Annotated in this window: 20 protein-coding genes; 6 read left to right on the forward strand and 14 right to left on the reverse strand. The window is 41.0% G+C overall.

Features of this window, described 5'->3' with window-relative positions; genetic code table 11:
* Positions 1-11 precede the first annotated feature (11 nt).
* Positions 12-1,319, forward strand: coding sequence for a threonine synthase (thrC, locus tag ACK2WI_RS07740; protein ID WP_409150265.1), 1,308 nt, complete (start codon positions 12-14; stop codon positions 1,317-1,319).
* 72 nt (positions 1,320-1,391) lie between these two features.
* Here the strand turns inward: thrC and ACK2WI_RS07745 are convergent, their stop codons facing one another.
* Entirely contained in the window at positions 1,392-2,537 is a 1,146-nt protein-coding gene (locus tag ACK2WI_RS07745) for a thioredoxin-like domain-containing protein (RefSeq protein WP_409150266.1), read from the reverse strand.
* A 172-nt stretch (positions 2,538-2,709) separates the two neighbouring features.
* Here ACK2WI_RS07745 and ACK2WI_RS07750 point away from each other — a divergent pair, with 172 nt between their 5' ends.
* Positions 2,710-3,894 carry a class I SAM-dependent rRNA methyltransferase gene (locus ACK2WI_RS07750; RefSeq protein ID WP_409150267.1) on the forward strand — a complete coding sequence of 395 codons (1,185 nt, stop codon included), beginning with the start codon at positions 2,710-2,712 and terminating at the stop codon, positions 3,892-3,894.
* 160 nt (positions 3,895-4,054) lie between these two features.
* On the opposite strand, the gene ACK2WI_RS07755 is transcribed toward ACK2WI_RS07750, so the two are convergent.
* The 10 genes from ACK2WI_RS07755 to ACK2WI_RS07800 all read right to left on the reverse strand — a co-directional run bounded on the left by ACK2WI_RS07755 (position 4,055) and on the right by ACK2WI_RS07800 (position 12,929).
* On the reverse strand, positions 4,055-4,810 hold the full coding sequence (locus ACK2WI_RS07755) for an SGNH/GDSL hydrolase family protein (RefSeq protein WP_409150268.1): 756 nt from the start codon (positions 4,808-4,810) through the stop codon (positions 4,055-4,057).
* A 44-nt stretch (positions 4,811-4,854) separates the two neighbouring features.
* Entirely contained in the window at positions 4,855-6,042 is a 1,188-nt protein-coding gene (locus ACK2WI_RS07760; RefSeq protein ID WP_409150269.1) for an aspartate aminotransferase family protein, read from the reverse strand.
* A 121-nt stretch (positions 6,043-6,163) separates the two neighbouring features.
* Positions 6,164-6,595: a hypothetical protein gene (locus ACK2WI_RS07765; RefSeq protein ID WP_236736515.1), complete on the reverse strand. Its 432-nt coding sequence runs from the start codon at positions 6,593-6,595 to the stop codon at positions 6,164-6,166.
* Positions 6,595-7,530, reverse strand: a complete 936-nt coding sequence (locus tag ACK2WI_RS07770; RefSeq protein WP_409150270.1) for a hypothetical protein — start codon at positions 7,528-7,530, stop codon at positions 6,595-6,597. The genes ACK2WI_RS07765 and ACK2WI_RS07770 overlap by 1 nt, the downstream gene beginning before the upstream one ends.
* 34 nt (positions 7,531-7,564) lie before the next feature.
* Positions 7,565-8,110: an RNA polymerase sigma factor gene (locus tag ACK2WI_RS07775; RefSeq protein WP_409150271.1), complete on the reverse strand. Its 546-nt coding sequence runs from the start codon at positions 8,108-8,110 to the stop codon at positions 7,565-7,567.
* 6 nt (positions 8,111-8,116) lie between these two features.
* A complete protein-coding gene (locus ACK2WI_RS07780; RefSeq protein ID WP_093098767.1) occupies positions 8,117-9,070 on the reverse strand; it encodes a transketolase family protein in 954 nt (317 codons plus the stop codon).
* A gap of 25 nt (positions 9,071-9,095) precedes the next feature.
* Positions 9,096-9,944 (reverse strand): transketolase, encoded by an 849-nt coding sequence (locus ACK2WI_RS07785; protein WP_093098768.1) that lies wholly within the window; start codon positions 9,942-9,944, stop codon positions 9,096-9,098.
* A gap of 490 nt (positions 9,945-10,434) precedes the next feature.
* Positions 10,435-10,989 carry a NifU family protein gene (locus ACK2WI_RS07790; protein WP_093098771.1) on the reverse strand — a complete coding sequence of 185 codons (555 nt, stop codon included), beginning with the start codon at positions 10,987-10,989 and terminating at the stop codon, positions 10,435-10,437.
* A 74-nt stretch (positions 10,990-11,063) separates the two neighbouring features.
* Positions 11,064-12,413 (reverse strand): adenylosuccinate lyase, encoded by a 1,350-nt coding sequence (gene purB / locus ACK2WI_RS07795; protein ID WP_409150272.1) that lies wholly within the window; start codon positions 12,411-12,413, stop codon positions 11,064-11,066.
* A gap of 297 nt (positions 12,414-12,710) precedes the next feature.
* Positions 12,711-12,929: a hypothetical protein gene (locus ACK2WI_RS07800; protein WP_093098774.1), complete on the reverse strand. Its 219-nt coding sequence runs from the start codon at positions 12,927-12,929 to the stop codon at positions 12,711-12,713.
* Positions 12,930-13,165: 236 nt separating this feature from the next.
* On the opposite strand from ACK2WI_RS07800, the gene ACK2WI_RS07805 reads away from it, so the two are divergent.
* A complete protein-coding gene (locus ACK2WI_RS07805) occupies positions 13,166-14,515 on the forward strand; it encodes an acyl-CoA dehydrogenase family protein (RefSeq protein ID WP_093098776.1) in 1,350 nt (449 codons plus the stop codon).
* A gap of 211 nt (positions 14,516-14,726) precedes the next feature.
* Here ACK2WI_RS07805 and yidC read toward each other — a convergent pair whose 3' ends face one another.
* Complete coding sequence (yidC, locus tag ACK2WI_RS07810) at positions 14,727-16,562, reverse strand: membrane protein insertase YidC (RefSeq protein WP_093098777.1); 1,836 nt, start codon at positions 16,560-16,562, stop codon at positions 14,727-14,729.
* A gap of 38 nt (positions 16,563-16,600) precedes the next feature.
* On the reverse strand, positions 16,601-18,211 hold the full coding sequence (locus ACK2WI_RS07815; RefSeq protein WP_312697797.1) for a CTP synthase: 1,611 nt from the start codon (positions 18,209-18,211) through the stop codon (positions 16,601-16,603).
* A 240-nt stretch (positions 18,212-18,451) separates the two neighbouring features.
* On the opposite strand from ACK2WI_RS07815, the gene ACK2WI_RS07820 reads away from it, so the two are divergent.
* Entirely contained in the window at positions 18,452-19,441 is a 990-nt protein-coding gene (locus tag ACK2WI_RS07820) for a potassium channel beta subunit family protein (protein WP_409150273.1), read from the forward strand.
* Positions 19,442-19,517: 76 nt separating this feature from the next.
* Here ACK2WI_RS07820 and rplS read toward each other — a convergent pair whose 3' ends face one another.
* On the reverse strand, positions 19,518-19,862 hold the full coding sequence (rplS, locus tag ACK2WI_RS07825) for a 50S ribosomal protein L19 (protein ID WP_093098782.1): 345 nt from the start codon (positions 19,860-19,862) through the stop codon (positions 19,518-19,520).
* Between the two features lie 388 nt (positions 19,863-20,250).
* On the opposite strand from rplS, the gene ACK2WI_RS07830 reads away from it, so the two are divergent.
* Both ACK2WI_RS07830 and ACK2WI_RS07835 read left to right on the forward strand, forming a co-directional pair.
* On the forward strand, positions 20,251-23,490 hold the full coding sequence (locus ACK2WI_RS07830) for a SusC/RagA family TonB-linked outer membrane protein (RefSeq protein ID WP_409150274.1): 3,240 nt from the start codon (positions 20,251-20,253) through the stop codon (positions 23,488-23,490).
* A gap of 13 nt (positions 23,491-23,503) precedes the next feature.
* Entirely contained in the window at positions 23,504-24,988 is a 1,485-nt protein-coding gene (locus ACK2WI_RS07835) for a SusD/RagB family nutrient-binding outer membrane lipoprotein (protein ID WP_236736516.1), read from the forward strand.
* Positions 24,989-25,177: the final 189 nt, after the last annotated feature.

Here is a 25,177-nt window from a genome sequence, read left to right on the forward strand (position 1 = left end):
AACTTAAAACCATGCAATTTTATAGCACAAACAATAAAGATCTACGCGTTTCCTTCCAAGAGGCAGTATTTAATTCTTTACCTCAAGATAAGGGACTCTATATGCCTGAGAACATCCCCAGCCTGGATCCTTATTTCATAAAAAATATACAGCAATATTCCTTTCAGGAGATTGCTTTTCAGATTGCTAATGCCATTATAGGGAATGATATCCCGGAGAAAGACTTGAAGGCTATCATCAATGACGCCATCAACTTTGATGCACCAGTAAGGTTCTTAAGCCCCGATACTGCTGTATTGGAGCTTTTCCATGGTCCATCCTATGCCTTTAAGGACTTTGGTGCTCGATTTATGAGCCGTGTAATGGGTTATTTCTCGAAACAAGGAGAGCAGTTACTGGACGTCCTGGTTGCTACCTCAGGTGATACCGGAGGTGCCGTTGCCTTAGGATTCCTGGCTGTTGAAGGCACAAGGGTCACTATCCTATACCCAAAAGGAAAGGTTTCCAAAGTGCAGGAAGAACAATTAACGACCAATGGACAAAACATTAGGGCATTGGAAGTGGAAGGTACTTTTGATGATTGCCAAGCTTTAGTTAAGCAGGCTTTCAATGATCCAGAGCTGAACCAAAAACTAAGGCTTACTTCCGCGAATTCTATCAATATTGCCAGATTGATCCCGCAGACCTTTTATTATTTCTGGGCCTATGCTCAATTGAAGGCTCAGGGTATGCAAGAGGTTGTGTTCACAGTTCCAAGTGGTAACTTTGGTAATATTGGTGCAGGCTTATTGGCTTATAAGATGGGATTACCGGTTTCTCATTTCGTGGCAGGTACGAATGTCAATGATACCGTGCCACGTTTCTTGAAATCAGGTCAGTATGAGCCTAAAGCTTCTGTACAGACACTTGCGAATGCGATGGATGTCGGAAACCCAAGTAACTGGGTCCGTATCCAAGACTTATTCCATAATAATCTTTCGGAACTGCAGGGAATGATTAGTTCATACACCTACAATGATGAAGAAACTAAAAAGGGTATGGATGAGCTGTATGAGCAGTTCAAATATGTGGCCTGTCCGCATACAGCGATCGCTTATTTAGCCTCCAAGGCTTACCGAAAGGATCATCCTGGCGAATATGCTTCGGTGTTCCTATCCACGGCACATCCATGTAAGTTCCCAGAAGCTATTTCGGAAGATGTTTATAAAGAAGTTAAACTGCCAGCAGGAGCGGAAAAGCTCCAAGGCAAACCAAAGTTAGCTGAAGAGCTGAAAGTAGATTACGACGCCTTCAAAGCTTATTTGATAGAGAACAATTAACATCTTCTATAATACAAAAAGGATCAATCCGAGTAATATCGTATTGATCCTTTTTGTTATTTACTGTGCATTTTATTCTAATGCTGCCAGAAACTCTTCCATCCTCTCAATAGGAAATTTTATCTGCACCAGGTTCCCGGTTTTCGTGTTGATGATCAGATAAGTTGGATAACTATGGATACCCAAAGAATCATGAAGCTCTTTAACTTCTGCTTTCTCTAACCAATAATTTTCATACTTCTTTGGATGTTCATTTAAGTGATTTTTCCAATTTGTTTGCTTTTCATCAATAGAAAGGCCAATAAATTTGACGTTCTTTTTGCTTATTCCTGCAATTCTTTCATATTCCGGATGCTGCTGAAGGCAAGGCACGCACCATGTCGCCCAAATATCCATGACAATATAGTCAGCTTGATTATATAGATCTTTGATGTTGAGGGTATCATCCTTTAGGCTGGTCAGCTTTATTGCGGGGAAGGGGATTTCGGCTAACTCCTCAGTGCTTTTATATAATTTTTTATAGTTGTCTAATAATTCATCTACCTTTTCTTTAGGAAGATTTTGTTCTTTAATTTTTGCAATCAAGGTTTGAGCAGCATAAATATTTTGAGGGTTTAGATTTTTTAGCGCAGTTTCCATAAATGGATCTTTATAAGTATTGTTCAGGAACTCCATAGTAAGTAATGAATTCGGGTAGTTCTGAAGGACTTTTAATGACTCCGAAAAGGTCTGCTCAACCATATCGTCGTAAGATAAGTTACCTTCCTGCCAACTTTTCATCGTTTGTGTTTTCGCAGCATTTAATTCCAAATTTTGCTTATTCAGGGTACTTCCTTCCACGGAAGCGATTTTCTCTTTAGCATCGACCTCAAGTTTCATGTTCTCAGCATCTACTATAAACCGGATGGGGTCTTTGCCCATATGCAATTCTTTTCTTTCGTTTAGTTCAGCTACCAAACTATCTGAATCCCTATATTCATTTTTACTCAATACGATGAAAACATGGTTTACTTTATCCTGAGGCAATTCTCCAGGGATCTTAAATTCAAAGGTATTGTTATCCAATTTATGGACTTGAAAACCATTAAAACTAGAAAGGTGGATATACTTTATGCTGTCGCCAAGGTTGCTGATGCTTCCTTTGATGGTTATCTCTTGAGCGGATAAAGATTGAAAGAAAATGGATACAAATAGGAAGATAGTGCTAAGAAATCTCATAAGTGGTTTATTAGTGGTTATTATGAATATAATGAAAATAAATGTTGAAAGAGAATAAAGGTTCCAACGGTAAGAAAAGAAAAGGATAAAAATCAAGAAAAGGGGGCTGTTATTCAAAGTTTTTTAGTCCATGATGAATTAATTTCTTTCAATTCTATTTATTTTTGCATTCATGAATAAAATAATCCTGAACAAAGGAAAGGATAAAGCCGCTTGGCAATTACATCCATGGGTCTTTTCCGGAGCAATCTCAGCTGCCCTGGGCAAACCACAAAATGGAGATATCGTTTCTGTCTACAACATAGAAGATGAATTTATTGCTTACGGTATTTATAACGGCAATTCTAGGGTTGCGGTCCGTTTATTAGAATGGGATCCTAGTCAGGAGATCAATGAGCAATGGTGGCGCAATAGGGTAAGCAAGTCGGTCAATAACCGCTTGAGCTTACTGCATGACACCAACAATACCGTTCGATTGATCTTTGCGGAAGCCGACTTCCTACCAGGATTGATTGCCGATAAATATGCCGACTTTATTTCCGTTCAGGTTCATTCCACGGGAATTGAAAAGGTAAAAGATATTATAGTTGACCAATTAGTCCAATTGTTGCAACCCAAAGGAATCTATGAACGCAGTGACCTGAAATCTAGGGAATATGAAGGACTCCCAGATACCAATGGGATCCTCTACGGCGCTGTACCTCCTGAATTTGTTGACGTCATTGAAAACGGTATCCACTATCAAGTCAATATCGTAGAAGGGCAGAAGTCGGGTTTCTATTGCGATCAGCGTGAGAATCGAGCAATTACAGCACGATATGCAAAGGACAAAACGGTACTGGATTGCTTTAGTTACTCCGGTGGTTTCACCTTGAATGCCTTCCGCGAAGGAGCAAAATCCATTACCTCCGTAGATAGCTCGGGATTGGCAATCGAAACCTTAAAGAACAACATCAGGCTCAATGGATTCGACAGCAGCAAGCATACCGCCGTTCAGTCTGATGTAAACAAATACCTGCGCGAATTGGGCGAGCAAGGAGAGAAGTTTGATGTCATCGTTTTAGATCCACCTAAATATGCCCCTACCAGGTCTGCTTTAGAAAAAGCCTCTCGAGCATACAAGGACCTTAACCGTCGTGGACTGATGCTCTTAAACAGTGGAGGCCTGCTGGCTACCTTCTCCTGTTCCGGAGCCATGGATATCGACACCTTCAAACAAGTCATCGCCTGGGCCGCTCTAGACGCCGGTAAAGAAATTCAATTCATCTATCAATATTGCCAACCCGAAGACCATCCCGTTCGTGCTTCCTTCCCTGAAAGTGAGTATTTGAAAGGCTTGTTGGTTAGGGTGCTTTAGGGAGACAGGAGATTTGAGATATGAGATATGAGATATGAGATATGAGAAATGAGAAATGAGATAGAAAGGCTATCTAGTTTAATATCTCAATACTCCAATCTCAATACTCATATCTAATAAAAAAAAACCTCGCCTCAGTTTATCTGAGGCGAGGTTTTTTTTATTTTATCAACTTAAGCCAGGCTTCTGCCATCAAGTTGGCTCCGGCCATGGTGGTGTGGACACCGTCGGTGGTCCAGTAGCCGCCATTGCTGTTTCTTTTCAAGCCTTGATCAAAGATGCTTTGGTAAGGCAAAAAGATAGCGCCGTATTCTTGGGCTATTTCCTTGGCTGCATTCAAGTATTTTGGGAACTCAGGGAACCAAGCATCCGTAACATGTTTTACGTTCTTGACTCCGAAGGGTTCTATAATAATCAATTTTACATCAGGCAGGGCTGCCTTGGTTTTGTCCAGCAACTCCTTATACTGTGCTTTATATTGCTCAGGAGAGTTTTTTGCACCACTATCCATCGTTCTCCAGAAGTCATTGACACCGATCATAATGCTCAGGATATTCGGTTTTAGATCCAAAGCATCCTTTTGCCAGCGATTGATCAGATCAGGAACGCGGTTTCCACTGATCCCACGGTTATAGACCTTGATATCCTTGTCCGCATATTTATTTAGAAGGGTACTTGCTGCCATAAAAGCGTAGCCGTTTCCAAAAGCATTGCCATCGTTAGGGTTTAGGTTTTCTTTATTTCTGCCTGCATCCGTAATCGAGTCCCCTTGGAACAAGATGACATCACCTTGGTTGATGCTCAGTTTAGCTTTAGCGCCAGTAGAAAAATCTATGGCATTAGCGAATGATGTTCCTAAGCCGGCTGCTCCCAGTGTCAACAAGCTTTTCTTTAAAAAGTCTCTTCTGTTATCCATTTTATGTTTAAATAGGTTGATAGTGTAACAGCAATTTAGTTATTCTAACAGAATTTTTCAATCCCTTCCCTAATTATTTTACAGGAATGGATGATTTCATCCTCACTGATCGTCAATGGAGGAGCTATGCGCAAGGCTGTTTCACAATGCAGATACCAATCAATGATGAGTCCTTTAGAAGCACAGTAGTTGCTGACCTGGTACACCTGGTCAAAATTGTCCAATTGTAGGCACATCATCAGCCCGAGACCACGGATTTCCCTGATCTGTGGCATTTGGAGTTCCGACCTAAAAAGCTTGGCTTTGCGGTCCACATCTTCTATCAGTTTTTCGTCTTGTATCACCTTCAGGGAAGCCCTAGCTGCCACACAGCTCACCGGATGTCCACCGAAAGTGGTAATATGGCCCAGCATAGGGTTCGCTTTTATTACGTCCATCATTTTTTTAGGAGCTACGAAAGCACCCAATGGCATCCCGCCACCAATACCCTTGGCCAGCATCAGGATATCCGGAACGATCCCAAAATGTTCGAAAGCAAATAATTTCCCGGTCCTTCCGAAACCCGTCTGAATTTCATCAAAGATCAAGAGCGCGCCCGTATCGGTGCATTTCTGACGCAGGGCTTGCATATATTCCTTGCTAGGGACACGAACGCCCGCCTCACCTTGAATGGCTTCTACGATGACCGCTGCGGTCTTGTCGCTGATCTTGTCCAGGTCAGGAAGGCTATTGTATTCGATAAAGGATATTTCAGGAAGGAGTGGGGCATAGGCCACACGATATTCATCATTGCCGATCAGGCTCAATGCACCCTGCGTACTACCATGGTAGGCCTGTTTGGCAGCAATGATCTCCCTGCGTCCCGTAAATTTCTTAGCGACTTTCATGGAACCTTCTACAGCCTCTGCTCCCGAATTGGTAAAGTATACCGATTGGAATGAATCCGGAAGGACTTCTAATAGTTCCGTAGCTAACAGCACCTGCGGGGATTGGACAAACTCGCCATAAACCGTCACGTGCATAAAGCGGTCCAGCTGTTCCTGAATGGCTTTTAAAACTTGGGGATGTCTATGGCCAATGTTGCTCACATTGAAACCAGAGACCAGATCCATATATTTCTCTCCGTTTGGCCCATATAGGTAAATACCTTCAGCACGGTCGATTTCTAATAATCTTGGTGAATCTGAGGTTTGGGCAGTGTTTTTTAAGAAGAGTTCTCTATTACTTATCATGATGTGGCAAAGATAGGCATAAACAGAAACTTTCATGAACCTTTAGGGCAGGACGGCCCATGAATTTACAGGCATATTATAAAATAAGGCATAAAAAAAGAAGCGCTAGCGCTTCTTTATATTAATGTCTTCTGCTGTTGAGTTCTTTGTACAGCAATTCTATAAATTCCTGTTCTACGGCAAAGAATTGCGATGCTCGGGATTGCCCCAGGACATCCGCAAACTTGGTCCGGTATCTTTTCTTGATATCAACTTCTTGGGCATCATATTCTATTACATCATTGCCGGGTCTGAAGGAGTTACCGCGGTTGCCACTGTTGTTGTGGCCTTGCGATTTCTTGGACTTGACACCTCTGATTTCTTTCGAGTACTGATTGTACAGTGGAAAGAATTGCTGTGCTTCCGTTGGAGTTAATCTCAGTTGTTTGGTAATATAAGCCGCCTTCTGCTTTTCAATTGCATCAAATCGTTCCTGGCGTGACTGTCCATTCGCAACAAAACAAGCTATCCAAATCAAACAAAGCGTTGAAATAATATGTTTTAAACGAATCATTATAAATTATAATTTAAGTAATCTTCTAAAACTTCCTTATCGATTCCTTCCCCCACGTTTAGTGCTTCCTCTGGCTGATAGATGTACTCTGCATAGTACTCTATGTCCGAAGCATCACTGTAACTGGATAGGTAGTTGATAATTTCATCTTCTGGAATTTCATTCAACGACACCTTTTCCGTTGGCATTGGTTGGTTGTATTCTGCGTTGTAAACAGATACAGCGATCACTGCAGCAACACAGGCAGCAGCGGCTGTGGTCAACCAAGCATAGACTTTTCCTTTCTTCCCAGAAACTGAAGTTTCAGACTCATTACGTGAAGGCAAGGTAATTACCTTCTTGTCCTGAACTTTGTCAAGGATAGCGGTAGACATCTGATCGAAATAACCCGCAGGTACTTCAAACCCATCTGCCTGAACTTTTGATTTCAGTTCTTCGGTATAGATGGAAGCCATGATCTGATCGTCAGCTTCTTCAAAATAACCTTCTGGAACTGTAAATCCAGGTTCTGCTATCTCTAGCGTTAACTCTTCTTCTTCAATTCTGTTTAGAATACGAGCAGTCAAGTTATCAAAGTAACCGGCAGGAACTTCTGTTTCTTCCACCTTTTTATGCCCGTCTATGTGGACTTGGCCAAGGATCTGCTCACTCAATTGATCAAAATACTGCTCAGGTACACTGAAGCTTTCAGCAGCTCTATACTGGTCGATCTTGATTTGACCTAACAGTTGGGACTCTTGTTGTTCAAAGAATCCATTTGGGGTGCTCAATCCTGCTTTTCCTGTGTCTGAAATTTGATCAAGTTTAGCGAAGAACAGACTTCTTTCGGTTAGCTTTTCAAAGTAATTTTCAGGTACAATGAAAGGGTTGACACGCAACGAGTTAGGTAGTTGGTTGCCTCCTAAATTTTCGTAATATGTGTTATTTTCTTTCATAGTACCATAATAGATGGTTTTTGCGGCAAAAGGTTTAATCGTTTGAGGCAAAAAAGTTCTCTATTTTTTTTACTGCTAAGTGGTATGAAGCTTTTAAGGCTCCGACACTGGTTCCTAACACATCGGATATTTCTTCGTACTTCATGTCCTCGAAATACTTCATGTTAAAGACCAATCTTTGTTTGTCCGGCAAGGTCAAAAGAGCTTGCTGTAATTTCATTTGTGCTTTGTCGCCGTTGAAGTAGGCACCATCTGCCAAGGAATCGGAAAGATAAGCAGAGCATTCATCATCCAATGAAACACTCTGCTTTTGCTTTTTCTTGTTCAAGAAGGTGATACACTCATTGGTAGCAATGCGGTATAACCAAGTATACAATTGCGAATCTTCCCTGAATTTCTCAAGATTGCGCCATACTTTGATAAAGATATCTTGTACAACATCATCGGCATCATCATGGTCAATGACCATCCGTCTGACATGCCAATAAATCTTTTGCTGATATTTTTTAAGCAACAAGCGGAATGCCTCTTCACGAGTTTTTTCATCCGCAAACTTTGCTATTATCAGGGAATCTTCCATAGATTGTTATTTTCTTGTAATTACTTTACGAACTGCATTCACAATATTTGCAGCATTCAAACCGTATTTTTCCATCAACTGTGCTGGCGTTCCCGATTCGCCGAAGCTATCGTTTACGGCAACATACTCTTGTGGAGTCGGTAATTTCTGTGCCAATAATTGCGCCACGCTGTCGCCAAGACCACCAAGACGGTTATGCTCTTCAGCCGTAACCACGCATCCAGTTTTGGTCACTGATTTTAGGATCGCTTCCTCATCCAATGGTTTAATGGTGTGGATATTGATGATTTCAGCATTGATGCCTAATTTCTCCAACTCTTCACCCGCTTGGATCGCTTCCCATACCAAGTGACCTGTTGCTACGATCGTTACATCTGTACCTTCGTTCAACATCACCGCTTTACCGATCTCAAATTTTTGGTCTGCAGGCGTGAAGTTAGGAACTACAGGGCGTCCGAAACGAAGGTAAACAGGACCTTCATGGTCTACTAACGCAATAGTAGCCGCTTTTGTTTGGTTGAAGTCACATGGATTGATCACTGTCATTCCAGGTAACATTTTCATCAGACCGATATCTTCTAAAATCTGGTGGGTAGCACCATCTTCACCAAGTGTCAAACCAGCGTGTGAAGCACAGATCTTAACGTTCTTGCCAGAATAAGCAATAGATTGACGGATCTGGTCATAAACACGGCCAGTAGAGAAGTTGGCAAAAGTACCAGTGAAAGGAATCTTACCACCGATGGTAAGACCAGCAGCGATACCCATCATGTTAGCTTCCGCAATACCGATTTGGAAGAAACGCTCTGGATAAGCTTTTATAAAGTCGTTCATTTTCAATGAACCGATCAAGTCAGCACATAAGGCTACTACGTTTTCGTTTTTCTGGCCAGCTTCCAATAAACCAGCTCCGAAACCTGAACGTGTATCTTTTGATTCTGTGTATGTATATTTTTTCATTACAAAACTATCGTCTAAACAGTGATTAATAATCGCCTACGGTTCTAGGGATTTGGTTTAAAGCAGATTCTAATTGCTCATCGTTAGGAGCAACACCATGCCATTTGTGCGATCCCATCATGAAATCCACACCTGAACCCATTTCAGTGTGCAATAAGATGATCACCGGTTTGCCTTTTCCAGTACGAGATTTCGCCTCGTCCAATCCAGCAATTACAGATGCCATGTCATTCCCTTTATCCACTTCCAATACGTCCCATCCAAAAGCTTCCCATTTAGCGCGAAGGTTTCCTAATGACAATACATCATCAGTTGAACCATCGATCTGCGCGCGGTTGTAATCCACTGCAGCGATCAAATTGTCTACTTTATTGTGAGGCGCATACATAGCAGCTTCCCAAACCTGACCTTCTTGCAATTCACCGTCACCCATCAAAACATAAACTAAACTGTTGTCTTTGTTCAACTTTTTAGCTTGTGCTGCACCGATCGATACGGAAAGCCCTTGGCCCAAAGAACCAGAAGCAATACGGATTCCTGGCAGGTGCTCATGCGTAGTTGGGTGTCCTTGAAGACGAGAGTTGATTTTTCTGAAGGTAGCTAATTCGCTCACTGGAAAATAACCAGCTCTAGCTAAGGTACTGTAGAAAACCGGAGAGATGTGACCGTTAGACAAGAAGAAAATATCTTCACCAATGCCATCCATGTTGAAAGATGGGTCATGTTTCATCGCGTGAAAGTACAAGGCCACAAAATAGTCAGTACAACCCAATGATCCCCCTGGGTGTCCTGATTGGCATGCATGCACCATACGAACAATGTCTCTTCTTACTTGCGAAGCGATCTGTTCTAATTTGTTTATATCTGCACTCATTTTAAAGTATAAAGTTTCGATTATTTTGCCGATAAAGTTAGTGATTTTTAATGGAGTGCCCTTGAAAAAGCTGAATTATTTAGACCGTAACCAACGGTTCCAAAGGAATTTTGTCCACAATTCACATTTATCCAAAAATTATAAGTCTAGGTGGTCAATTGACCTGCTCTGAATATACAAAAATTTTGGAATTGTTTAACTCTACTAAAGCTTTAAATTCCGAAGGGCATGGGCAAGTTCATCCCGAGCTCCTTTTGACCTTGTTCGAGCCATGTTTTGAAATTTCCGAATATGCCTCGAACAAGACCAAATGCATTCCCGAATGACCTCGCCTATTTTTGATCGATTTTGGACCCCAAAAGCACAAAAAAAGAGTCGCCATTTTGGGCGACTCTTCCTTATATTTTCTGATTTAGTTTATTAATACTTAAAATCCATATCTCTTCACAGAAGGTCTAAATACTAACTACTAAATACTTTTTGTTCTATGTTACATTGCATTTGCAACAACTTCTTCCACTTCAGGGACCATACGCTTCAATAAACCTTCGATTCCGGCCTTTAAGGTAATGGTTGAAGAAGGACAACCCGAACAAGATCCGCGTAATTCAACGGTAACCGTTCCATTGTCAAAAGACTTGTAAGCGATTGCACCACCGTCTTGTTCTACCGCTGGGCGAACATAGTCATGCAATACCTGTTGGATTTTTATTTCCACGTCATTTCCTTCAAAAACAACGTCTTCGGAATGTTCAACAGGTTTCACTGCCAATTCAGATTCTACTGCTCCCTTAACGAATTCTTTCAATAAGGCTTCGATATCATCCCATTCTGCATCTTCAGTTTTGGTAATGGTAACGAAATTGCTGGCAAAGAAAACGCCGTTCACAAAGTTGAACTTGAATAGTTCCTTTGCAAAAGCAGATTCCTGCGCCTTCTCTCTATCTGGATAATCCAAGCTTCCGTTGATCAATAATTTATTGACCAAGAACTTCATTGTTGCTGGATTGGGGGTGCTTTCTGTATATACGTTAATCGTTGCCATGAATTCTAATAGTAAAATAAAAACACAAATATACTGTTAATACCTATTGCTAAGCGTCATTACTTCGTAAAAGCTTACAGCTTTACGCCGGTATAGTTGCTTGGAGAGATCGCTTTGATTTCTTCTTTAACTTCTTCTGTAACATTCAATTGGTCGACAAATGCCGCAATCGTGTCTTTGGTTACGTGAGTATTGGTACGAGTCAGGTCTTTCAATGCCTCATAAGGTTTTGGATATCCTTCGCGTCTCAAAATAGTTTGGATCGCCTCTGCTACCACCGCCCAGTTGTTTTCAAGGTCTGCTTGAAAGGCAGTTTCGTTCAAGATCAATTTTCTCAATCCTCTCAAAGTAGATTTGATCGCGATCAAGGTGTAAGAGAATGGAACGCCGATGTTTCTAAGGACGGTCGAGTCGGTCAGATCTCTCTGTAATCTGGAGATCGGAAGTTTGGCTGCTAAATGTTCCAATACGGCATTCGCTAAACCTAAGTTTCCTTCTGCATTTTCAAAATCGATCGGATTAACTTTGTGAGGCATGGCAGATGAACCAATCTGCCCTGCAGTGATCTTTTGTTTGAAGTAATCCATGGAGATGTAGGTCCATACATCACGACAAAGGTCGATTATGATATTATTGATACGCTTTAAGCCGTCGCAGCTGGCAGCGAAGTTATCGTAATGTTCAATTTGGGTAGTCGTTTGTGATCGGTCAAGGCCTAATGTTTCGTTAACGAATTTGTTTCCAAAGGCAACCCAATCATTGTTTGGGTAAGCTACATGGTGAGCGTTGAAGTTACCAGTAGCGCCACCGAATTTGGCCGAGAAAGGAACTTGTTTCAACAGGTTCAACTGTTTTTCGATACGTTCTACAAATACTTTGATTTCTTTTCCTAAACGGGTAGGAGAGGCCGGCTGGCCATGGGTACGGGCCAACATGGAAACATTTTCCCATTCTGCACTCAGTTTTTTCAATTCCTCCAGTAATTCATTGATGGCAGGATGGTAAACCTCTTTCAAGGCATCCTTCCAAGAATGAGGGATTGCAGTATTATTGATGTCCTGCGATGTCAAGCCAAAGTGGATGAATTCAAGGGAGTCATGCAGACCCAGTTTTTCAAATTCATTTTTCAAGAAGTACTCCACGGCTTTCACATCGTGGTTGGTCACCTTTTCTGTATCCTTAATCCATTGTGCATCTTCCAGACTGAAGTTTTTGTAGATATCACGTAACTTATCATTTAAGCTACCATCAAAATGGCTCAATTGCGGAATACCCGACTCGCTAAGCGCGATAAAGTATTCTACTTCAACTAAGACACGGTATTTTATTAATGCGAACTCTGAGAAGTAATTCGATAGATCTTTGCTGGTATTGTAATATCTGCCATCAATGGGTGTGATTGCAGTCAATGGGGATAAAGTCATTTTATTTTCTTTAGTACGGATGCAAAAATAAGAAATAGATGTGAGATTTGAGATATGAGATGGGAGACAGTGAGCCTGTTAGCTTATTGGGGGGGATGTCAAATTTGGGATTTGGTATGGGAGACAGTGGGGTTGTAGGTTATTGGGGATGGATGTGAGATTTAAGATTTAAGACAGTTGAAGAGGTGGAGGTTAATATCTCAATACTCAAATCTCAATACTCATATCTCCCTTCCATAAACAACAAAAGCTCGTTTCTTAAACGAGCTCTTGATGTATTTTTAAAATCTGTTCGGATTATTGAACGTTTTTCAAAGAATCAGCGATAGAATCACCAGTTGCACGAACTGAATCAGCAACATTTTCTAAAGAGTCAGCTACGTTTTCAGTAGTTGAATCTACAACGTTTGACAAAGAGTCAGCAGTAGCTTCAGTTTTAGTTTCAGCGTTGTTACAAGAAGCAACAGCGATAGTTAATGCTAAACCTAAGAATCCGAATTTGAATAAATTTTTCATTTTTAATTTTCTATTTAGTTGAAACAAATTTGTTTATTTAATTCTTAATACCCAATACCTAAAAAGGTAACCCAAGAAAAGATAATTTTTTAAAATTTTTATTGAACCTTTTGATTTTCAGTCGTTTGATTTTAAATATTTTCCTTAAGGCAGCGCAAATATACTACTGTTTTGTTGATTTGCAACAAGAAAAAACAAAAATTGTTATATTTCTGTTAAATTTTTAAAAGAATACTATGCTAGAAAGACTACAGAACATCCTAAAGCTCATGAAATCAGTGGATTTGGAGCAATTGGAGAAGATATCGAAGAAGGTGGATTTGGCCGAAGTTTTGGGTGCAGTTTCCAAAATGGACGAAAATCAGCTCAAAATGGCCATGAAAATGTTGACTGGAAGTAAAAAGAAAAAAGATCCGCCCCCAATTAATGCTGATTTTTACGATATATCTGCAAAACTTTCCGAAGAAGATAGGGCCTTGCAGATGAAAGTCAGGACGTTCTTGGAAACTGAAATTCAACCCATCGTCAATAAATATTGGCTGCACGATGAATTTCCTTTTGAGATCATTCCCAAGTTAAGGGAGCTCAATGTCTGTGGTTATGTATATGATGGCTATGGCTGTGCGGGCGGTACTTCCTTAATGGATGGCATTATTGCCGCTGAATTTGGCCGTGTCGATCCATCCATCGCAACTTTTCTGGGTGTTCAGAGTGGATTGGCAATGGGTTCGATCTATATGTGCGGATCGGATGAACAGAAAAATGAATGGCTGCCTGCCATGCAGCAGTTGAATAAGATCGGTGCATTCGGATTGACAGAGCCTTTGGTGGGTTCTGCAACAGCCGGTGGATTGACAACAACCTGTAAACGGGATGGTGACAATTGGATTTTGAACGGACAAAAGAAATGGATCGGTAACTCGACCTTCTCAGATATTACCATTATTTGGGCTAGGGATCTGGATGACCAACAGGTGAAGGGATTTATTGTCCGCAAGGAGAATCCAGGCTTCTCGGTCGAGAAAATCAAAGATAAGATGGCATTGCGTATCGTTCAGAACGGTCTGATTACATTAACGGACTGTGTGGTTCCTGAATCAGATCGTATGCCTAATGCCAATTCCTTTAAGGATACGGCCAAGGTGTTACAGATGACCAGGGCCGGAGTGGCTTGGATGGCTGTTGGATGTGCTCGTGGTGCCTATGAGAATGCCTTGGATTATACCATCAAACGAGAACAATTCGGTAAGCCTATTGCATCCTTCCAATTGATCCAAAACCACCTGGTCGAAATGCTGTCCAATCTGACCGCGATGCAGACCCTGGTATTCCGTCTATCCGAATTGCAGGATGATGAAAAACTTAAAGACGAACATGCCTCCCTTGCCAAGGTATTCTGTACCCTTCGGATGCGCGATATCGTATCCAAAGCCCGTGAAGTCATGGGCGGCAACGGAATCCTATTGGAATACAACGTAGCTCGCTTCCTTGCCGACGCCGAAGCGATCTACTCCTACGAAGGAACCAAAGAGATCAATTCCTTAATCGTCGGAAGAAGTATCACAGGATTTAGTGCTTTTGTGTAAGGGGGATGTGAGATATGAGATTTGAGATTTGAGATTTGAGATATGAGATAGAAAAGGTTAATATCTCATATCTCAATACTCATATCTCAATACTAATGATATGAGATGTGAGATTTGAGATAGAAAGGTTAATATCTCATATCTCAATACTCAAATCTGAATACTAATAAAAACAAAGATCCCCGGTTATTAAAACCGGGGATCTTTGTTTTTATTTTTTATCCTTATTCTGTTGAGCGGCTTGTTGTGCTCTCATCATTTCTTCCATTTTCTTTTGGAAGGAGGATTGTTTCTTTTCGGATGCTGGTTTCTTTTTGTTGGCTTCGATACCTGCAAGGATCTTATCGTCGTTTACGAATTGACGGATGATCACTTGGGTTAAGAAGGTAAGGACTGCTGATAAGAAGTAGTAGTAGTTCAGACCTGCTGGGAAGCTATTCAATACAAAGAAGAATACCAATGGCATGATGTAACCGATGTATTTCATTTGGTTGTTTACAGCTCCTGAAGTGGAGTTGTTGTACCAAGTGGTCAACAAGGTGGTCAAGGTCATCAAGATACACATGAACGAGATGTGGTCTACACCTAATAAAGGAAGAGGTGCAAATGTGATCGGTGCATCGTATGTTGATAGATCTTTAATCCATAGGAAGCTTTCTCCACGTAATTCGAACAAGTTCGGGAAGAAGAAGAAGAAGGCTAATGTGAAAGGCATCTGAAGCAATAAAGGAAGACATCCACCTAGAGGGTTTACACCGGCTTGCTTATAAAGCTTCATTTGTTCTTGTTGCAACAACATTGGGTTGTCATCACCAACCTTAGCTTTGATCTCATCCAACTGAGGTTTTAACACACGCATTTTACCCATTGATTGGTAAGATTTGTAAGTTAATGGGAACATCAGAAGTTTTAAGAATAAGGTAAGGATCAAGATCACGATACCATAGTTCATATTGAATCCATCTAAGAAATCGAAGATAGGAACCGTGATGAATTTATTGATCCAGCCCATTGGTCCCCAGCCCATGTTAATGATCTTATCAAAACCATTACCTTCAGCCTTTAACGTTTTGTATTTGTTAGGACCGAAGAAGAAGCTGAAGCCATGTAGGCTTTCGTTTTGTTTGTTTAATGCTAATTCAGTTGAAGCACGGTAATGCTTAACCACGCTATCTTGTGTGATTAAGGTAGACTTAAGGTCTGCATTCACGAAACCTTCTTTGCTAGTCAAGATGCTCGAGAAGAAGTGCTGTTTGAAAGCAATCCATGAAACTTTCTTTTCTAGTTTTTCTTCATCGTCACTGGTTTCTGATAGGTGGTCTACAGAGCCATCTACTTCTTTATAGAAGATACCTGACTTTTCACGTTCAGACTTTACATTACGCTCTTTTTGCATCAAAGTGGTTTCCCAGTTCAATAGCATTTTATTTGAGCTTACATCAACTAAGCTGCCGATTCCAACGGTTTTGATATCAAACTGTACGTTGTAATCATTGCCTTTTAAGGTATATATGTAATCGATGTATTTGTCTGCAGCGTAAGAAAGACGCATGGTCAATGACTTAGCGTCCTGTCCAGCTACAGAGAAGCTAGCTCCTTGAGCTTGGAAGAATAAGTCATTTGTTTTTACAGCCTTTCCTGGGATATTGAATTCAAGGCCAAAACGATTCTCATCGCCTTCGAATAAGATAAGTTTAGATCCGTCGAAATTAGTCTCACCTTTAAGTTCAACTGATTTTACGCGACCACCTTTGTTGCTCACGTTTACTTTTAGGAGTTCGTTTTCCAAAGTAACGATTTGCTCCGATCCTACGGAAGCAGAGCCAAAAGGTTGGCTCAACAGCACAGAATCTGGAACGGCAGGGGTGGTAGTGGTAGCAGCTTTTAAGGAATCGCTGATTGGAGCTAGTCCTTCTTTTGCTCTTTTGATTGAATCTTGATGTTGTTGTTCTTTTTTGATCTCGGCATCGGATGGCTTCAGGAAGTAGAAGGATCCAGCCAGGATGGCAAAGATGAAGATGAAACCTAGAATGTTATTTCTATCCATTGTTTAATAATTACTATTAATATATAGAGGTCTAAACTCTACTTTGATTTTTTATGCGTTAATGCAGCGGCTACAAAGCTAACAAAAAGTGGGTGAGGATTTACCACTGTTGACTTTAATTCTGGATGAAATTGTCCAGCAACAAAGAAAGGATGGTCTTTCAGTTCCACGATTTCCACTAAGCCAGTGCTTGGATTGATACCTGAAGCGATCATTCCGGCCTTTTCGTAATCTTTTAGATACGCATTGTTAAATTCGTAACGATGGCGGTGTCTTTCTGTAATTTTCGACTTGCCATAAACGCCGTATGCCTTGGTTCCTTTTTTGATCTCACAGTCATAAGCACCCAAACGCATGGTTCCACCCATATTTTTGATGTTCTTTTGCTCTTCCATCAAGTTGATGACAGGATGTGGAGTGTTTTCGTCCATTTCGAAGCTGTTTGCACCTTTAAGGCCCAATACATTTCTTCCGAACTCAATAACTGAACACTGCATGCCTAAACAGATTCCAAAGAAAGGGATTTTGTTTTCACGAACGTAACGGATGGTTTCTAATTTACCATCTAGTCCACGTTCTCCGAATCCAGGAGCAACCAATACGCCGTCCATACCTTTCAGTTTTTCTCCGACGTTTTCTTGGTTAACACTTTCAGCGGCGATATATTTTACTTTCACGCGGGTCTCATTGGTAGCACCTGCATGAATAAATGCTTCAGCGATAGATTTGTAGGCATCTGGAAGCTCTACATATTTACCTACTAGGCCGATATTGACTTCGTCTGTAGGATTTTTCAATCTGCCTAAGAAGGATTTCCAGTTTTCTAGATCTGGTTCATTCTTGGTAGAAAGTTTCAATTTAGCCAAGACAGTTTTGTCTAATTGCTCTTTCAACATATTCAATGGCACATCATAGATCGTAGGGGCATCGATAGATTCCACTACGGCATTGATGTTTACATTGCAGAACAAGGCTAACTTTTTACGGATATCATTGTTCAGTTTGTGCTCGGTTCTACATACCAAGATGTCGGGTTGAACACCATATTCCAATAATGTTTTAACGGAGTGTTGCGTAGGTTTGGTTTTAAGTTCACCAGCTGCTGCTAGGTAAGGGACCAATGTCAAGTGAATTACCAAAGAGTCGTTATTGCCCAACTCCCAACGTAATTGACGTACTGCTTCAATAAAAGGTAGGGATTCGATATCACCAACAGTACCACCTAATTCAGTGATGACGATATCATATTCTCCAGACTGGCCCAATAGCAACATACGGCGTTTGATCTCGTCTGTGATGTGCGGAACGACCTGAACGGTTTTGCCAAGGTAGGCACCAGCGCGTTCTTGTTCGATCACATGGCTGTAGATACGGCCTGTTGTAACGTTGTTTGCTTGGGAGGTAGGAACATTCAAGAATCGTTCGTAGTGACCTAAGTCAAGGTCCGTCTCAGCACCGTCCTCTGTAACATAACATTCGCCATGTTCATAAGGGTTCAATGTTCCTGGATCAATATTGATGTACGGGTCAAATTTCTGGATGGTTACTTTTAAACCACGTGCTTGGAGAAGCTTGGCAAGGGAAGCTGCAATAATTCCTTTCCCTAACGACGAAGTTACGCCGCCCGTAACAAAGATATATTTAGTCATAACAATAATGGATTTCTAACTTAGATGCCTAGATAAAAAGCATCGTTCATCTGCTCTATGTACGGGATACAAAGGTACGAAATTTTATTAAATAAGGTCTAAAAAAAATCGTTCGAGACCAATTGTGAGGTTAACGAAACGAAAGTCAATCAGTTGGGACACTATTTGCTCGTTTTTTTACTTTCCACAGATGCTTGGGGAAATTGAATTCTGCTAACTTTAGGATAAAAATCAAATAATATGGAATACAGAAGAATGGGAAAGAGTGGCCTTCAGCTGAGTGCACTGTCATTTGGATCGTGGGTTACTTTTGCCAGACAAACTGATGATAACACCAATGAGCGCCTTATGGCGCAGGCTTACGAGGCTGGTGTAAACTTCTTTGATAATGCTGAGGTGTACTCTGCTGGTCTTTCTGAAGAAATGATGGGCAGGGTGTTGAAAAAGCTGAACTGGGATAGGTCATCTTATGTACTGTCGAGTAAGGCCTACTTTGGCTGGAAAGGAGTGGACAAAAAACCTAATCAACATGGATTGAGCAGGAAGCATTTGATGGAAGCCTGCCATGAAGCTTTGGAAAGGATGCAGGTAGAATACCTCGATCTTTATTATTGTCATCGCCCTGATCAAAATGTACCCATAGAAGAGGTCGTGAGAACGATGAATACCCTGATCCAACAAGGCAAAGTTTTTTATTGGGGTACATCAGAGTGGTCAGCAGCTGAGATCATGGAGGCACACATGATTGCTAAGGAATTAGGATTAGAGGGGCCATCCGTTGAGCAGCCTGAATATAATCTGTTCAATAGAAGAAAGATTGAGGTGGATTATGCGCCGATCTTTAGGAATGTAGGCATGGGCACGACCATTTGGAGCCCATTAGCTTCTGGTCTTCTGACTGGAAAGTATAATGATGGGATCCCTGAAGGTTCTAGAATGTCTCTGGAAGGGTATGAATGGCTGCGGGATAAGGCCGTAGTGAATGAAAAGTTAAATAGGGTAAAAGCGCTAGGAGATTTCGCCAATGAGCTTGGAGTTTCACTGCCAACTTTGTGCATCGCTTGGTGTATCAGTAACCCGAATGTAACAACGGCAATCTTGGGAGCGACCAAAGAAAGTCAGTTGACTGAAAACCTGAAAGCGTTGGATGTCCTTCCCTTGATTACGACAGAGGTGAAAGAAAAGATAGATGAGATTATGGGAACCAAGCCTGAGGTAATTCAGAATTAATTGCTTGGGTAAAGGGCAAATAAATAAGGGCTTTGCAAATGCGAAGCCCTTAAATATAATTTTTAAAGTCTCTCGATTATCTTTTTGATTTGATACGAGCAGCTTTTCCGGTAAGACCACGTAAATAAAATAATTTAGCGCGACGTACTTTACCAATGCTGTTAACTTCTATTTTCTCAATGTTAGGAGAGTTTACAGGGAAAATACGCTCTACACCAATACCGTTAGAGATTTTACGAACGGTAAAAGTAGCATTAGCTCCTTCGCTGTTTAATTGAATTACCACACCTTGGTACACCTGTACACGCTCTTTATTTCCTTCGCGAATTTTATAATGAACGCTGATGGTATCTCCGGCTTTGAAAGCGGGATTTTCATTTTTTACTACCGCTTGTTCTTCTACAAATTTTACTAAATCCATGATTCTGAGTAATTAATAACGATATTTAACCTGTAAAAATCGGAATGCAATATTACAGCTTTATTTTGATATTTGAAAATTCTTTTTTAAAAATATTCTACATTTCGTAGAATGCCTGCAAAAGTAAAAAAATTCTAAACCAATTCCATATTTATTCCTGAATATCCTCCTGTTTTTTCAATTATTATTTTTTGTCCTGAATAAAGTTCAATAAATGAGCTTGTTAAGGGTGTTTTTCTTGATTGCGCTAATATTTATCGAAAGGTTAATTTATAAATGTTAAGGTTAAAATATGGTTAGAATAGGGTATTATACGGTCACTATCCTGTCCTAAATCTTTGGAAATTAGCTAGTCAGAAATTGAATAACCAATAAACACACTAACTAGATGAACAAAAGACTTATTACCTCTTTGGCAGCTAGTCTATTCTTCTCGACCGTTTTGTTTGCCCAAACGCAACTTAAAGGCCGAGTTGTCGACGAAAGCGGAGCACCAATTTCAGGAGTTACATTAACATTGAAAAATGGTACTGCGACTCAAACTGGTGCCAATGGTGAATTTACCCTCTCTTATGATCAAGCTGGACAGTTGAATGTCTCGGCTTTGGGGTACAGCAGAAAAGTTATCAACTTATCAAATCAGACCACTCTTGAAATCATTCTGGACCCCAGTACAGAAGGACTTGATGAAGTCGTGGTCACTGCATTAGGTATTTCTAGGGAAAAGAAATCCTTGCCTTTTACGGTGCAGGAAGTCGGGGCGAAAGAGTTGACCCAAGCTGGCCAGCTGAATGTGACCAGTGCGCTATCTGGAAAGGTAGCAGGTGTTCAGGTCAATCAATTTGGCGGTACGGTAGGTGCATCATCCCGGATTAGTTTAAGGGGTAACTCTTCTGTAAAGGCTGATCAGCAACCTTTGATCGTGGTGGATGGAGTACCTATTTCCAACGATACCCAGCGTTCGGGCGACAATACCTATTCTGGTGTCGATTATGGATCAGGGATCAATGATATCAATCCTGAAGATATCGAAACCATCACCGTCCTAAAAGGTGGTTCAGCTGCTTTATATGGTATGCGTGCTGGTAATGGTGTAATCTTAATTACCACCAAATCGGGTAAACGAGGTGACAAGGGCATACAGTTATCCTATGATGGTAACTTCTCTGTCGATCAAGCTGCCTACTTGCCTAAGGTCCAAAACCTATATGGTCAAGGTTATAATGGTGATGAAAAACACTATAATGACTTTCAAGCATCGAATGGCAAAATCTCTTATCAAGATTATGCGCAAACTAAAGGTTTCGCCTATGTGGATGGAACAGGGCAAACAGGTGTTTGGGATGGATTCGATGAGTCATGGGGACCACGTTTAGATGTTGGCCTGAATTTGCCGCAATTTGATAGTCCGGTGAATAATGGGGTTCGGACTCCTACACCGTGGGTTTCCCAAAAAGATAATATCCGTGACTTCTTCCAGCCTGGATTCTCGATGAATCATAACCTTTCTATTTTGGCCCAAAGCGATAAATCAAGCACCCGTGCTTCCTTGTCATTTAGGGATCAAAATGGTACAGTTCCGAATACGGACCAAAAAAGATATAGTTTACAGCTGAACAACAATACTAACATCTCAGAAAAAGTTTCCTTTGATGTCAGCACCAATTACACCCGTACAGAGAGTGATAACATCCTTAACCAAGGTTATGATGGTAACAACCCAATGAACGGTTTTATATGGTCGGGTAGGCAAATCAATATGCAAAGCCTAAAAGATAATTGGGACCAAAGAGATGAACAAGGAAACTATACCTATTACAACTGGAATACCAATTACCATGTGAACCCTTATTTCAATATCTATGAGAATACGAATTCCTATAAAAGGGATCGTTTTTTCGGAAAGAGTTCCTTGTATTACCAACCTTTTGAATTCTTGAAATTCGAAGGACGTGCCGGTTTGGATTATTACAATTTAAAGGCCTTTGAAAAGAATTATTACAACAGTGCCTTTCCTTATGGTGGATTCCGTGACCGCAAGACAGACAATACAGAATTAAACCTCGATTTCATTGCAACCTTCAACAAGCAATTCGGTGATTTCAACGTTTTGGCGTCTGCTGGAGCGAATTACAGGAACCTGATGTGGGAAACCAATGTAATGGGAGCGGATGCTTTGACGGTTCTGGGAGTATATACCATTGCAAATAGGGTTGGTGATGCGGTTACCACAATGGACCATAGCCATGTCCGTTCGAATTCTGTTTTTGCGACTGCAAATCTAGGCTGGAAGGACCAGATCTATATGGACTTGACGGCCAGAAATGATTGGAGTTCGACGATCAAGGATGATTTCTTTTATCCATCTATCAGTATGAGCTGGTTGCCTACGAGTAGTTTCCCGAGTCTGAGAAATAGTGTATTGAACTTTTGGAAGATCCGAGGTGGTTGGGCAGAGATTGGTGCGGGTACGACAGCATACCAGAATAGAGCATATTACTATCCACAGAACAATGCATTTGGAGGAGTAGCACAAATGTTCCGCTCGATGGTATTCCCGAATGCGAACCTGAGACCAGAGCAAATTAGGACCTGGGAGATTGGTACCGAAATCGGTTTCTTGGATGATAGAATCCATGCCGATGTAGTATACTACTATAAATCAACCAAAGATCAGATCTTGGCAGTAACGACTTCCAATGTTGTTGGATTTAGTTCCATGCTGCTAAACGCTGGAGAGATTGAGAATAAAGGTGTTGAGGTGCAATTAAGAGGGGATGTGATTAGAAAAGAAGAAGGCTTTAATTGGACGACCTATATCAATTATGCCAAAGATAACAGTAAGGTTATCGAACTCTATCCAGAGCTGGACTTAAATGTTTATCAGATTGGATGGACTTGGGGTATTGCCAATGTTGCCCGCAAAGGTGAACGTTGGGGCTCGTTGATTGGTGGCGGATACGACCGTGTTGAAGACGGACCGATGAAAGGAGCGATCAAAGTTAATAACCGAGGTTTGGTAGTCAATAAGAATGCCCAGATCATTGGAAATACTACTCCTAAGTTTTTAGCCAGTTGGCGAAATGATTTCAGGTACAAGGACTTCTCCATGGGCTTTATGTTTGACTTACGCGTTGGTGGGGATATCTGGTCACAAACCATGAGCCACTCCTATACAGCGGGGGTAGCAGCCATCACTGCTGAGAACGGAATTCGTGAAAAGGCTATCGTGGCAGGTAGAGATGTGATGACCGATGAGAAATTCGTAATGCAGGATGCAAACGGAAACTGGGTTGAAAATACAATCGAAACTGATGCGCAAACATGGTTTGAAAGCGGTGGTATTGCTCAGACCTATGTTTTTGATGGTTCATTCCTGAAACTAAGGGAAGCATATCTATCCTACAATGTTCCTTCTAGATACCTACAGAACATGCGTGGTATCAAACGAGTAAATCTGTCTTTGATCGGATCCAATCTAGCGCTGCTTTGGACACATAAATCCAATACAATGCGGATAGATCCTGAAACAGGAGGTGTATCGAGTGATAGCCGTGGGGTAGGTTTTGAGCAAGCTTCAGTGCCTTCTTCACGTAGTATCGGTCTTAAGTTGGGGGTTACATTTTAAGAAAACAGAAATCATGAGAATTAAATTTAATAGATATACGGTTGCTTGCTTTTTGATGATAGGGCTGGCAACATCAAGTTGTACCAAATCTTTTGAAGAAGTCAACACTGATCCTGATGCGCTGACCGAGGTGCCGCCAACCAATATCTTAGCCAATGTTTTGCGCAATACCGGTGAATCGTTTGGGGGTGATGTGGATGGCTACGGAACGTTTGCAGGCTATATTGTGAAGATCCAGTACATGGACTATATGGGAGGATTGGTCCCTACGAATAATACCTTCGGTAATAGATGGGCTGCATGTTACTATAACAACACGCAGTTGCAGGAACTGATGAAATTAACCGATGCAAGTCCGGATGGTTATAAAAACATCCGTTTTGTGTCCCGTATTTGGCAAAATTATATGTGGTCCTATTTGACCGATGGATGGCGCAATGTCCCCTATTCAGAGGCCTTGAAAGGAGCGGAAGATAAGGGCAATATCCTAAAGGCAGCTTATGATAAGCAAGAAGATATTTATCCTAAGATTTTGCAAGACTTAAAAACCATTGCTGATGAAATGGCGGCAGGATTAGGGACAGATGAGCTGGGTGCCGGCGATTTTATCTACAAGGGCGATATGGAAAAATGGCAGAAGTTCTGTAATTCCCTTCGCCTTCGCCTTGCCATGCGTATTTCTGGGGTAGCTCCAGCTTTAGCCAAATCGACCATTGAGGAGATTGCAGGCAATTCAACCAAATACCCAGTTTTGGAAACCAATGCCGAGAACTGTTACCTGAAATATCCTGGAGCAGCTCCATATTACGAACCTTGGTATAACAACGGTATCGTAGGCAAGCGTATAGACAATTTTGGGATGGCTGATATTTTTATCGATCATTTATTGGAAACTGAAGATCCAAGGATTGCCAAAGTAGCCAACAAAACTTCCGATGGAGTTTACCGTGGCTTTCAAAATGGAGCAAAAAGCGGACCTACTCCCTTAACTTCCATTTCATTCATTGGTGATAAATACATGAATGATCCTGTAGGATTTACGCCATTCTATAAATCTTCTGAGACTTTTTATATCCTAGCTGAAGCGGCGATGCTTGGTTACAATGTGAAAATGACCGCTCAACAGGCTTATGAAAAAGCAGTCAGGATTTCTATGGAAGACAACCAGATTGCGGAAGCTGATATCGTGAAATATTTGGCTGGCAAAGGAAAATGGAACAATACGAAAGAACGTATCTATTGGGATATGTGGGTGGCCTTGTTCAAGAATAATTTCGAAGCATGGACCCTGTACCGTCGTACCGGAATTCCATCTACCAATTACCCTTCACTGAACTCTATTTATGGCAATGCGCATAACGATCAGCCATTCCGATTACCATATCCAAACAATGAATACCTGTATAATGCTGTCAATGTAAATAAAGAAGCAGAAAAACTGAAAGATTTTGTTTGGGGTGAACAGATGTGGTGGGATAAAAGAACTGGAAAATTTTAATTATTGTTAAACTAAAACCTAAACCTAGAAAGAGCCATCAACCGATGGCTCTTTTGTTTTTTTACTGAAGTTAAAATCCTGCAAATAATGGCTAAAAAGGGATTGAAGATGTAGGAAGTTTTTTTCCAACTTTATAATCTGAGAAATCTAGATTAGGAAAAACATTATTTATTTAAGTATTCAAGAATT

Source organism: Sphingobacterium sp. BS-2 (genome assembly GCF_046161205.1).
GTDB lineage: Bacteria > Bacteroidota > Bacteroidia > Sphingobacteriales > Sphingobacteriaceae > Sphingobacterium > Sphingobacterium mizutaii.